General features: G+C 59.3%; 8 protein-coding genes. 4 read left to right on the top strand and 4 right to left on the bottom strand.

The window, feature by feature from the left end:
* Positions 1-5: 5 nt before the first annotated feature.
* Entirely contained in the window at positions 6-1,256 is a 1,251-nt protein-coding gene (locus tag ACMXYH_RS21960; protein ID WP_008151382.1) for a lipoprotein-releasing ABC transporter permease subunit, read from the bottom strand.
* Between the two features lie 94 nt (positions 1,257-1,350).
* Here ACMXYH_RS21960 and ACMXYH_RS21965 point away from each other — a divergent pair, with 94 nt between their 5' ends.
* Both ACMXYH_RS21965 and ACMXYH_RS21970 read left to right on the top strand, forming a co-directional pair.
* Entirely contained in the window at positions 1,351-1,932 is a 582-nt protein-coding gene (locus ACMXYH_RS21965) for a PilZ domain-containing protein (protein WP_134421742.1), read from the top strand.
* A gap of 14 nt (positions 1,933-1,946) precedes the next feature.
* Positions 1,947-2,669 carry a glycerophosphodiester phosphodiesterase gene (locus tag ACMXYH_RS21970; protein WP_056744312.1) on the top strand — a complete coding sequence of 241 codons (723 nt, stop codon included), beginning with the start codon at positions 1,947-1,949 and terminating at the stop codon, positions 2,667-2,669.
* 42 nt (positions 2,670-2,711) lie between these two features.
* On the opposite strand, the gene sthA is transcribed toward ACMXYH_RS21970, so the two are convergent.
* Complete coding sequence (sthA, locus tag ACMXYH_RS21975; RefSeq protein WP_129442932.1) at positions 2,712-4,106, bottom strand: Si-specific NAD(P)(+) transhydrogenase; 1,395 nt, start codon at positions 4,104-4,106, stop codon at positions 2,712-2,714.
* Between the two features lie 207 nt (positions 4,107-4,313).
* The gene (locus ACMXYH_RS21980; RefSeq protein WP_415764931.1) at positions 4,314-5,300 is read right to left on the bottom strand and encodes an FAD:protein FMN transferase; all 987 of its coding nucleotides are present in this window, start codon (positions 5,298-5,300) and stop codon (positions 4,314-4,316) included.
* A gap of 203 nt (positions 5,301-5,503) precedes the next feature.
* On the opposite strand from ACMXYH_RS21980, the gene ACMXYH_RS21985 reads away from it, so the two are divergent.
* Positions 5,504-6,802: an MFS transporter gene (locus tag ACMXYH_RS21985; RefSeq protein ID WP_415764932.1), complete on the top strand. Its 1,299-nt coding sequence runs from the start codon at positions 5,504-5,506 to the stop codon at positions 6,800-6,802.
* A 174-nt stretch (positions 6,803-6,976) separates the two neighbouring features.
* Here ACMXYH_RS21985 and ACMXYH_RS21990 read toward each other — a convergent pair whose 3' ends face one another.
* Complete coding sequence (locus ACMXYH_RS21990; RefSeq protein WP_129442924.1) at positions 6,977-8,440, bottom strand: glyceraldehyde-3-phosphate dehydrogenase; 1,464 nt, start codon at positions 8,438-8,440, stop codon at positions 6,977-6,979.
* 363 nt (positions 8,441-8,803) lie between these two features.
* Here ACMXYH_RS21990 and mfd point away from each other — a divergent pair, with 363 nt between their 5' ends.
* Positions 8,804-12,253, top strand: coding sequence for a transcription-repair coupling factor (mfd, locus tag ACMXYH_RS21995; protein ID WP_129442922.1), 3,450 nt, complete (start codon positions 8,804-8,806; stop codon positions 12,251-12,253).
* Positions 12,254-12,256 lie beyond the last annotated feature (3 nt).

The following is a 12,256-nucleotide window of genomic DNA, read 5'->3' on the forward strand; positions in this document are numbered from 1 at the left end:
CCAACTCACTCATAACGTAGCGCCTCCGCAGGCTGGGTGCGCGCGGCACGCCAGGCTGGATACAGGGTGGCGAGGAAACTCAGGACCAACGCGGCGGCGCAGACCATCAACACATCCTGGCTCTGCACTTGCGACGGCAGGTAATCGATGAAGTACACGTCGGCGTTGAGGAATTTGTGCCCGATCAGACCTTCGAGGGCCGATATCGCGGCGCTGACGTTCAGCGCGGCGAAGATCCCGACCACGGCGCCGATCAGCGTCCCGACCACACCAATGACGGTGCCCTGCACCATGAAGATCGCCATGATCGAACCCGGTGTGGCGCCAAGGGTACGCAGAATCGCGATGTCGCCCTTCTTGTCGTTCACCACCATCACCAGCGTGGAAATGATATTGAATGCAGCAACGGCGACGATCAGCAGCAACAGCAAACCGATCATGGCTTTTTCCATGCGGATCGCCTGATACAGATTGCCGTGGGTGCGTGTCCAGTCGCGGGCATAGAAATGGTCTTCGCCGAGTTGCTGGGCGATGGTCCAGGCGACGCGTGGCGCCTGGAACAAGTCGTCGAACTTCAGGCGGATGCCCTGGACCTGATCCGGTTTCCAGCGATGCAGCTTGGCCAGATCCTGAAGATTGGTGATGCCCAGATAGCCGTCCAACTCACCGGCGCCGACATGGAAGATGCCGACCACGGTAAAGCGTTTCATGCGCGGGAACATCCCGGCCGGGGTCACGGTGACTTCCGGCGCCACAAACGTCAGTTTGTCGCCGATCGCCGCACCCAGCTTGGCCGCGGCCTTGTCACCGATGACGATGCCGAAACTGCCCGGCGCCAGGTCGTCGAGTTTGCCCTGCTGCATGAAGTTATCAATGATCGAGACCTGCCGTTCCAGCGCAGGGTCGATGGCATTGAGCAGGACTTTGGACACCTTGCCGTTGTTGGTCAGCAAACCCTGCATCTGCGTAAACGGCGCCACGGCCGTCACCTGCGGGTTCTGCTTGACCTTGGCGGCCAGGCTTTGCCAGTCGCTGATCGGTTCACCGGACTCGATGGTCGCGTGGGGCACCATGCCCAGCACGCGGGTGCGCATCTCATGATCGAAGCCGTTCATGACCGACAGCACCACGATCATCACGACCACGCCAAGGGCGAGTCCGATCATCGAGGTCAGGGAAATGAATGACACAAAATGATTGCGACGCTTTGCACGGGTATAACGCGTGCCAATAAATACGAAGAGAGGTCTGAACATGTCGGGGCTTGTTCGGAGGGAAAAGGAACGTCCTTGTGGCGGGGGTCGATAACCAGCTTTACACTCAGACCACCGCCGCTACCATGGGTTCGCCATGTCGACATTAGATGAAGAAGATCGCCGCGAATACTACCGTATCGAGGACACGATCGCACTGGAAATTCGGCCCCTGTCCGCACCCGAAGCCGCAGGCCAGGATGTGTTGCAGGATGCTTCCCCACTGTTCAACTTGCTCAGCGAGCTGCACCTGAGCGAATTCGAGTCACAGCACCTGTTGCGCCAGATCAGTGAGCGCGACCGGAATCTCGCCGCATTCCTGAAATCCCAGAATAAACGCATCGATTTGCTGAGCCAGGTGATCGCAATCACCGTACTCGGGCAGATCGGCGAGCCGCAGCCGGTGATCATTTCCGAAGGCGGGATCGAATTTCAGCATCCGACGCCCATTGCCGAGGACGCGCACCTGTCGGTCAAACTGGTGCTGATGCCGCAAGCCCTCGGCCTTTTGCTGCGAGCCCGGGTCACCCATTGCGATCGCAAAGGCGACGGCTACGACGTCGGCACCGAGTTCGAATACCCGACCGATGCCCAGCGCCAATTGCTGGCCCGCTACATTTTGCAGAAGCAGGCCCAGGAACGACGCCTGGCCCGCGAACAAAACGAATCAGGCATTTAATTTAAGGAAGAACCGTGACTCTCATCTACGGCCATCGCGGCGCCAAGGGCGAAGCACCGGAAAATACGCTGACCAGTTTTCAGCAATGCCTCAAGCACGGCGTGCGCCGCTGCGAACTGGACCTGCACCTCTCCATGGACGGCGAGTTGATGGTCATCCACGACCCGACGCTCAAGCGCACCACCGACCGTCGCGGCAAAGTCGTCGAGCACACGGCGGCCGAGCTGGTGACCTACGACGCGCGCACTGGCGGACCAGGCTGGATCAAACCGTGCCCGATTCCAACACTGGAAGAACTATTCGAGAAATGCGATTTCGAGCACTGGCAACTGGAAGTCAAAAGCGCTTCGCGCACCCGCGCTGCGACTACCGTGCTGGCGATTCGCGAAATGGCTCAGCGTTTCGGCCTGCTCGACAAGGTCACGATCACCTCGAGTTCGCGGGAAGTATTGAAAGCTGCGCTGGACTTCGTGCCGGATGTGTCCCGCGGACTGGTGGCCGAGTACGCCTGGCTCGACCCGCTAAAGGTCGCGCAAAGCTATGGCTGTGAGATTCTGGCGCTGAACTGGACCCTGTGTACGCCGGAACGCCTGCAGAAGGCGCAGCGCCAGGGGCTGCATGTGTCGGTATGGACAGTCAACGAGCCCGCGCTAATGCGCAGACTCGCCGACTTCGGCGTTGACAGCCTGATTACAGACTTTCCCGGTTTGGCCAGCGCCACGCTCGAGAATTGCTGAAATCGGTCTCCCCGGCCGGCTCAGGCCACCGGCCGGAGCCGCTCAAAAAAGCCGGTTGAGGCCATCGTACGCCGCTACCCGATAGGCTTCGGCCATGGTCGGGTAGTTGAACGTCGTGTTGACGAAGTACTTCAGCGTGTTCAGTTCGCCCGGCTGGTTCATGATCGCCTGACCGATGTGAACGATCTCCGACGCCTGATAACCGAAGCAGTGAACACCCAGCACTTCCAGGGTTTCGCGGTGGAACAGAATCTTCAGCATGCCCTGAGGCTCGCCGGCGATCTGTGCACGCGCCATGCCCTTGAAGAACGCCTTGCCCACTTCGTACGGCACCTTGGCCTGAGTCAGCTCCTGCTCGTTCTTGCCGATCGAGCTGATCTCCGGAATGGTGTAGATGCCGGTTGGCACGTCGTTGACGAAGCGCCAGCTATGGTTGTCAACGATGCTGCCAGCGGCCGAACGACCCTGGTCGTGAGCAGCACTGGCCAGGCTCGGCCAACCAATCACGTCACCGGCGCCGTAGATGTTCGGCTTGCAGGTACGGTAGGCCTCGTCCACTTCGATCTGACCACGGCTGTTGACCTTCACGCCGATGTTTTCCAGACCCAACTGATCAGTGTTGCCGGTACGGCCGTTGCACCAGAGCAAAGCGTCGGCCTTGATCTTCTTGCCGGACTTGAGGTGCAGGATCACGCCGTTGTCCACGCCTTCGACGCGGTCGTAGTCTTCGTTATGGCGAACCGTGATGTTGTTGTTGCTGAAGTGATAGCTCAGGGCCTGGGAAATTTCCGAGTCGAGGAAGCTCAGCAACTGACCGCGGTTGTCCACCAGTTCAACCAGTACACCCAGACCGCTGAAGATCGACGCGTACTCACAACCGATCACGCCGGCGCCGTAAACGATGAGTTTGCGCGGGGTGTGGCCGAGGCTGAGGATGGTGTCGCTATCGTAGATACGCGGGTGGTGGAAATCGATGTCCGCCGGACGATAAGGACGCGAACCGGTGGCGATGATGATGTGCTTGGCAACAAGCTTCTCCACAACACCGTTGGCGCAGACCACTTCAATGGTTTGCTCGTCAGCGAAGCTGCCGGTGCCGAAGAACACGTCGACGCGGTTACGGGCGTAGTAGCCGGTGCGCGAAGCGACTTGTTTGGAGATGACTTTTTCGGCGCTTTTCAACACGTCCGGGAACGAGAACCACCGTGGCTCACCAATGGCCCGGAACATCGGGTTGGTGTTGAACTGCATGATCTGCCGGACCGAGTGACGCAGTGCCTTGGACGGGATGGTGCCCAGGTGGGTGCAGTTGCCGCCGACCTGGCGACGGCTATCGACCATCGCCACCTTGCGCCCTGCTTTGGCGGCGTTCATTGCCGCGCCTTCTCCCGCCGGGCCGGAACCCAGCACCACCACGTCGTAGTTGTAGACAGCCATGCATACTCCTCAGAACAGGCCGCGGCGCCCTCGGCACCTGCGGCTAAATCACGCCGATCTGCGGCGTGAAGGAACAATTTGGGGCCAGTGCAGAACCCGGACACAGTCTATATAAGCGTCAACGCCGCGCACATTAACCCTTGGTCGCGTCGTAGGCTACTTTTGCCTGCACTACAACGCCAGTCTTTGCTGCTTGAATCGCTGCGATCACTCGGTTTTTCCGCCACTCAGGCGTTCAAAAGCCTGCGTGGTTCGTGTGACGAATCCTGTATCGGCACGAATCACAAAGAATGCACCGATGTCATGCGTTTGGGCATAGTCCCAACCCCTTTCGGGACCCAGAATCAGCAACAGCGTCGATAAGCCATCGGCCATCAACGCTGAAGGATGAATCACCGTGACTGACGCCAGGGTGTGTAGGACCGGCACCCCGGTGCGGGCATCGAAGGTGTGGGAATAACGCCGACCGTCCTGCTCGAAATAGTTGCGGTAGTCGCCGGAAGTGGAAACGCCATAGCCGTCGACGGCGATGATGCGCTCGGCCACTTGTTGGTCGTCGCGGGGCTCTTCCAGGGCGACGCGCCACGGTGAACCGTCGAGTTTTTTGCCGGCAGCCTTGAGTTCGCCGGTGGCTTCGGCGAGGTAGTTGTGGATGCCCATTGCTTCGAGTTTTGCGGCAATCGTGTCGACTGCGTAGCCGGCGGCGATGCTGTTGAAGTCGACCTCGACCGCAGCGTCCTTGCACAGCTGATCGCCGTCGATACGCAGGTGCTGGTAACCGACTCGCTGCCTGACTTCGGCCAACACCTGGGCCGAGGGGACTTTCTCATTACGAGCCTGCGGGCCGAATCCCCAGAGATTGAGCAGAGGTTCAACGGTCAGGTCGTAGGAGCCTTCGCTTTGCGAAGACAGTTGCTCGCCCACACGGATCAATTCGAGCACCGGGCCAGGCATGACCTGACAGCGGCCGGCCGGCAGTGCGTTGAAGCGCTCGATGTCCGAGTCGCTGCGATAGGTCGAGAATTGTCGATCCACTTCGGCGAGGATATTTTCTACTTCGGCCTGCACCGCTTTCGGCCCGGGCGTGGAGGAATGTCTTACGTATTGAATGGAATAACGACTGCCCATGGTCGGGCCGTCGAAGCGTTCCAGACTGTCGCCGTTGCCACAACCGGACAAAACGCCGACCAGCATCACAACCCCAGTCCACCGTCCAGTTAACAAATCTTCATCCCCCCTCAAAACCGTGCCCGCCATTATGGGCTTCAGAGCGCATGGGAGCCAGGTCTGCCTCATCTGTCTGTCAGACGCAAAACCTGTGGGAGCCTCACTTCGCCACACAGGCTCGCACAGGTGCAGCGCTTTCAAACAAGATTTACCAGAGTGAGTATCTACAAATGTCCTCCAGCACGAGCAAAGGCAAAGCGATTTTTCGCGTTGTCAGCGGCAACTTTCTCGAGATGTTCGACTTTATGGTCTACGGCTTTTACGCCACGGCCATTGCCAAAACCTTCTTCCCTGCCGATAGCGCGTTCGCCTCCCTGATGTTATCGCTGGCCACCTTCGGGGCCGGCTTCCTGATGCGCCCATTGGGGGCGATTTTCCTCGGTGCCTATATCGACCGCCATGGTCGACGCAAAGGGCTGATCATCACCCTCGCGATGATGGCTGCCGGTACGGTATTGATTGCTTGTGTGCCGGGTTACGCCACATTGGGCGTTGCAGCGCCGCTGATCGTGCTGTTCGGCCGTTTGCTACAAGGCTTCTCGGCCGGTGTGGAACTGGGCGGTGTGTCGGTGTACCTCGCCGAGATTTCCACACCGGGTCGCAAAGGTTTTTTCGTCAGTTGGCAGTCCGCCAGTCAGCAAGCCGCGGTGGTATTCGCCGGCCTGCTGGGTGTTGGTTTGAACCACTGGCTGAGCCCGGAACAAATGGGTGATTGGGGCTGGCGTATGCCGTTTCTGATCGGCTGCATGATCGTACCGGTGATCTTCGTGATTCGTCGTTCGCTGGTAGAAACCCCGGAATTCCAGGCGCGCAAACATCGCCCTACCCTGCGGGACATCGTTCGTTCGATTGGGCAGAACTTTGGCATCGTCATCGCCGGCATGGCGTTGGTGGTAATGACCACGGTGTCGTTCTACCTGATCACCGCTTACACCCCGACCTTCGGCAAAGCCGAACTGCATTTGTCGGACCTGGACGCGCTGCTGGTGACGGTGTGCATTGGTCTGTCGAACTTCTTCTGGCTGCCGGTGATGGGGGCGTTTTCCGACAGGATCGGACGCAAACCCTTGCTGCTGGCGGCGACGATTCTGGCGATTCTAACCGCCTATCCTTCGCTGTCATGGCTGGTAGCAAATCCGAGCTTCAGCCACTTGCTGATCGTCGAATTGTGGCTGTCGTTCCTGTATGGCTCGTATAACGGCGCCATGGTGGTGGCGCTGACCGAGATCATGCCGGTGGAAGTTCGTACGACTGGATTCTCTTTGGCCTACAGCCTGGCAACCGCGACCTTCGGGGGTTTTACGCCGGCGGCGTGTACGTACCTGATTCATGTGCTGGACAACAAGGCTGCTCCAGGGATATGGCTCAGTGGTGCGGCGGTATTGGGGTTGATTGCGACGCTAGTGTTGTTCAAAGGCAATCGGCATGAACTGCGGACTGCGCAGGCAGCAGTGGTTGGCGGTGCCTGAGAGATCGCTTTCGCGAGCAAGCCCCACATTTGATCTGCGGCGCACACAAATCCAATGTGGGAGCGGGCTTGCTCGCGAAGAGGCCGGCCCAAACAACACAACTCCAACCGGCCTATCGCACACAAACAAAAACGCCCTGACCAAAGTCGGGGCGTTTTCATGTGCAGCTAACGCTTAGCGCGGGAATGTTGGCGGGTTTACACCGGCCATGTCTTCCATCACGCGAACCACCTGGCAGCTGTAACCGAATTCGTTGTCGTACCAAACGTACAGAACAACACGGTTGTCTTGGCTGATGGTTGCTTCAGCGTCCACCACGCCTGCGTGGCGCGAGCCAACGAAGTCGGTGGAAACCACTTCCTGCGAATTGACGTAGTCGATTTGCTTATGCAGATCGGAGTGCAGCGCCATGTAGCGCAGGTACTCGTTCATCTCTTCACGGGTGGCGGCTTTCTCAAGGTTCAGGTTGAGAATGGCCATCGACACGTTAGGCGTCGGAACACGGATCGCGTTACCGGTGAGCTTGCCAGCCAGCTCAGGCAAAGCCTTGGCAGCAGCGGTGGCAGCACCGGTCTCGGTGATCACCATGTTCAACGCGGCGCTACGGCCACGGCGATCGCCTTTGTGGAAGTTGTCGATCAGGTTCTGGTCGTTGGTGTACGAGTGAACCGTTTCAACGTGACCGTTGATGATGCCGAACTTGTCGTTGACTGCTTTGAGCACCGGCACGATGGCGTTGGTGGTGCAGGAAGCTGCGGAAACGATCTTGTCATCAGCGGTGATTTCACCGTGGTTGATGCCGTGAACGATGTTCTTCAGCTTGCCTTTGCCAGGCGCGGTCAGAACAACGCGATCGATACCCGGGCAAGCCAAGTGCTGGCCCAGACCGTCGGCGTCACGCCATACACCGGTGTTGTCCACCAGCAGCGCGTCTTTGATGCCGTACTGGGTGTAGTCCACTTCAGTCGGGTTTTTCGCGTAGATAACCTGGATCAGGTTGCCGTTAGCGGTGATGGTGTTATTGGCTTCATCAATGGTGATGGTGCCATCGAACGGACCATGGACCGAGTCACGACGCAGCAGGCTGGCACGTTTGACCAGATCGTTCTCGGCGCCCTTGCGGACAACGATGGCGCGCAGACGCAGGCCGTCGCCGCCACCGGTTTTCTCGATCAGGATGCGCGCCAGCAGACGGCCGATACGACCGAAGCCGTACAGAACAACGTCGGTGCCTTTGCGGGCGGAAACATTTTGCTGACCAACGACGTCAGCCAGTTCTTCACGGACGAACTGCTCGGCAGTGCGGCCATTGCCTTCAGCCTTGAACTTGACTGCAAGCTTGCCCAGGTCTACCGAAGCAGCGCCGAGCTTGAGCTCGCTCATTGCCTTGAGCAGCGGGAATGTTTCGTGGACGGACAATTCGCTGTCATCGGACTGACGATGACGAGCAAAGCGGTGAGCTTTGAGAATCGCAATGACTGAACGATTGATCAGGCTGCGGCCATAGATCGAGCTCACCACGTTGTTATTGCGGTAGAGCTGACCGATAAGCGGAATCATCGCTTCTGCGAGTGCTTCACGGTCGATCCATTCACCAAGACACTGGTCGGGCTTCTGAGTCACGGGAACCTTCCACATGTAGGGGCAGAAAAAAGGGGCTACATTATGCCGCCGAGTGCCTCCCGTAGCAATGCGCGCCTGTCGCGCGGCCAGTAACAAAATCCTCTTAAAAAAAATGACGCACGGCTCAAGCCCAATGAAAACGTGGCCTGCAGCGCAGTCATTTTTTGGGAGACACCGCTGTCTTGTCTGTAACCCTCCGTAACACTCGGTCGTTTTGACACTACATATTCAGTCTTTTTTACTAAAAAACGGGCCGATTTTGTCTTTACCACTACATTTCGCCCAACCTGCGTAATAGACACAGTCTGCAACTGACAGGCGGCACCCGGGACCGTTACAATTACCGACTTTGTCGCAACGCTTGGAGCTCAACCTTCCGTGCCCGTTCTGCGTCTACCGCTTCTCCCTGCCGCGGCAGGTAAACAGCACTGGGGCAACCTGCCCGGTGCCGCCCTGAGCCTGGCCATTGCCGAGGCCGCCAGCGCTGCCAAGCGCTTCACCCTGCTGCTGACCGCCGACAGCCAAAGTGCCGAACGGCTGGAACAGGAGCTGAGTTTCTTCGCCCCGGATTTGCCGGTGCTGCATTTCCCGGACTGGGAAACCCTGCCCTACGATCTGTTTTCGCCGCACCAGGACATTATTTCCCAGCGAATCTCCGCGTTGTATCGATTGCCGGAGCTGAGTCATGGCGTTTTGGTCGTGCCGATCACCACGGCCCTGCATCGCCTGGCGCCGACCAAATTCCTGCTCGGCAGCAGCCTGGTGCTGGACATCGGCCAGAAGCTCGATGTCGAGCAAATGCGCACCCGGCTTGAAGCCAGCGGCTATCGCTACGTCGATACCGTCTACGAGCATGGCGAGTTCACCGTGCGCGGCTCGCTGATCGATCTGTTCCCGATGGGTAGCAAACTGCCTTTCCGCATCGACCTGTTCGACGACGAAATCGAGACTCTTCGTACCTTCGATCCGGAAAACCAGCGCTCCATCGACAAGGTTGAAACGGTTCGCCTCCTGCCAGCGAGAGAGTTTCCGCTGCAAAAGGATGCGGTCACCCGCTTCAAGGCGCGCTTCCGTGAGCGTTTCGATGTCGACTTCCGTCGCTGCCCGATCTTCCAGGACTTGAGCAGCGGGATTACACCGGCGGGTATCGAGTACTACCTGCCGCTGTTCTTCGACGAAACTTCCACGCTGTTCGATTACCTGCCGCAGGACACGCAAGTGTTTTCCCTGCCCGGCATCGAGCAAGCGGCGGAAAACTTCTGGAACGATGTGCGCAATCGCTATGAAGAGCGTCGCGTCGACCCGGCCCGTCCTTTATTACCACCGGCCGAGTTGTTCCTGCCAGTGGAAGACTGCTTCGCACGCCTGAAGAATTGGCCGCGCGTGGTCGCCAGTCAACAGGACGTGGAAACCGGCGTCGGTCGCGAGCGCTTCCCCGCTCGGGAGCTGCCGAACCTGGCCATCGAAGCCAAGGCGACTCAACCGTTGGCGGCGCTGGCGGGTTTCCTCGACGAGTTTCCCGGTCGCGTGCTGTTTACCGCCGAGTCCGCGGGCCGTCGTGAAGTGCTATTGGAATTGCTGGAACGCCTGAAACTGCGACCGAAAACCGTCGACAGCTGGCCGGACTTCGTCGCGAGCAAAGAGCGCCTGGCGATCACCATCGCGCCGCTCGACGAAGGCCTGGTACTCGACGATCCGGCCTTGGCCCTGGTCGCCGAGAGCCCGTTGTTCGGTCAGCGCGTGATGCAGCGCCGTCGCCGCGAGAAACGCGCCGATGCCAACAACGATGCCGTGATCAAAAACCTCACCGAGCTGCGCGAAGGCGCGCCGGTGGTGCACATCGATCACGGCGTCGGTCGCTATCTCGGGCTGACGATTCTGGAAATTGATAGTCAGGCCGCCGAATTCCTGACCCTCGAATACGCCGAAAACGCCAAGCTTTACGTGCCGGTGGCCAACCTGCATCTGATCGCCCGTTACACCGGCAGCGACGATGCCCTGGCCCCGCTGCACCGTCTCGGCTCCGAGACCTGGCAGAAAGCCAAACGCAAAGCTGCCGAACAAGTACGCGATGTAGCCGCCGAGTTGCTCGACATCTATGCCCGCCGCGCCGCTCGCGAAGGTTATGCGTTCGCCGACCCGAAAGCCGATTACGCGACCTTCAGCGCCGGCTTCCCGTTCGAAGAAACCCCGGACCAGCAAACCACCATCGAAGCCGTGCGCACCGACATGCTCGCGCCAAAACCGATGGACCGCCTGGTCTGCGGCGACGTCGGTTTCGGCAAGACCGAAGTGGCGATGCGCGCAGCGTTCATCGCGGTACACGGCGGTCGTCAAGTGGCGATTCTGGTGCCGACCACCCTGCTCGCCCAGCAGCATTACAACAGCTTCCGCGACCGCTTCGCCGACTGGCCGGTGAGCGTGGAAGTGATGAGCCGCTTCAAGTCGACCAAGGAAGTAAACGCCGCGGTCGCGGATCTGGCCGAAGGTAAGATCGACATCGTCATCGGCACGCACAAGCTGCTGCAGGACGACGTGAAAATCAAAAACCTGGGGCTGGTGATCATCGACGAAGAGCACCGTTTCGGTGTCCGTCAGAAGGAACAGCTCAAGGCCCTGCGCAGTGAAGTCGACATCCTCACCCTGACCGCCACGCCGATTCCGCGCACGCTGAACATGGCGGTGTCGGGCATGCGTGACCTGTCGATCATCGCCACGCCGCCGGCCCGTCGCCTGTCGGTACGGACTTTCGTCATGGAGCAGAACAAGAGCACGGTCAAAGAGGCCTTGCTCCGTGAGCTGTTGCGTGGCGGTCAGGTCTATTACCTGCACAACGACGTGAAGACCATCGAGAAATGCGCCGCCGACCTCGCCGAACTGGTGCCGGAAGCACGGATCGGCATCGGCCACGGGCAGATGCGCGAACGCGATCTCGAACAAGTGATGAGCGACTTCTACCACAAGCGGTTCAACGTGCTGATCGCCTCGACCATCATCGAGACCGGCATTGACGTGCCGAGCGCCAACACCATCATCATCGAGCGTGCCGACAAGTTCGGCCTGGCTCAGTTGCACCAGTTGCGCGGCCGGGTCGGTCGCAGCCACCACCAGGCTTACGCTTATTTGCTGACGCCGCCGCGTCAGCAAATTACGCCTGACGCCGAAAAACGTCTGGAAGCGATCGCCAATACCCAGGACCTCGGCGCGGGTTTCGTGCTCGCCACCAACGACCTGGAAATCCGTGGCGCCGGCGAATTGCTCGGCGACGGGCAGAGCGGGCAGATCCAGGCCGTCGGTTTCACCCTTTACATGGAAATGCTCGAGCGCGCGGTGAAGTCGATCCGCAAGGGCGAACAACCGAACCTCGATCAACCGCTCGGCGGTGGTCCGGAAGTCAATCTGCGAGTACCGGCGTTGATTCCCGAGGACTATCTGCCGGACGTGCACGCCCGACTGATTCTCTACAAACGCATCGCCTCGGCCACCGACGAGGAAGGCCTCAAGGACTTGCAGGTGGAGATGATCGATCGTTTCGGTCTGTTGCCGGAACCAACCAAGAACCTGATGCGCATTACCGCGCTGAAATTACAGGCCGAGCTACTGGGCATCAAGAAAGTCGACGGCGGCCCGCAAGGGGGTCGAATCGAGTTCGCGGCGCAAACCCCGGTTGACCCGCTGACGCTGATCAAGCTGATTCAGAGCCAGCCAAAACGTTACAAATTCGAAGGCGCCACGATGTTTAAATTCCAGGTGCCGATGGAGCGCTCGGAAGAGCGCTTTAATACTGTAGAGGCGCTGTTTGAGCACCTCATTCCGAAAACTGCTTGAAGG

Source organism: Pseudomonas frigoris (assembly GCF_047758635.1).
Taxonomy (GTDB): Bacteria; Pseudomonadota; Gammaproteobacteria; order Pseudomonadales; family Pseudomonadaceae; genus Aquipseudomonas; species Aquipseudomonas frigoris.

Coding starts and splice junctions, on each gene's coding strand:
- ACMXYH_RS21960 (WP_008151382.1), bottom strand. CDS start 1,256: ATGTTCAGACCTCTCTTCGTATTTATTGGCACGCGTTATACCCGTGCA.
- ACMXYH_RS21965 (WP_134421742.1), top strand. CDS start 1,351: ATGTCGACATTAGATGAAGAAGATCGCCGCGAATACTACCGTATCGAG.
- sthA (WP_129442932.1), bottom strand. CDS start 4,106: ATGGCTGTCTACAACTACGACGTGGTGGTGCTGGGTTCCGGCCCGGCG.
- ACMXYH_RS21980 (WP_415764931.1), bottom strand. CDS start 5,300: ATGCTGGTCGGCGTTTTGTCCGGTTGTGGCAACGGCGACAGTCTGGAA.
- ACMXYH_RS21985 (WP_415764932.1), top strand. CDS start 5,504: ATGTCCTCCAGCACGAGCAAAGGCAAAGCGATTTTTCGCGTTGTCAGC.
- ACMXYH_RS21990 (WP_129442924.1), bottom strand. CDS start 8,440: ATGTGGAAGGTTCCCGTGACTCAGAAGCCCGACCAGTGTCTTGGTGAA.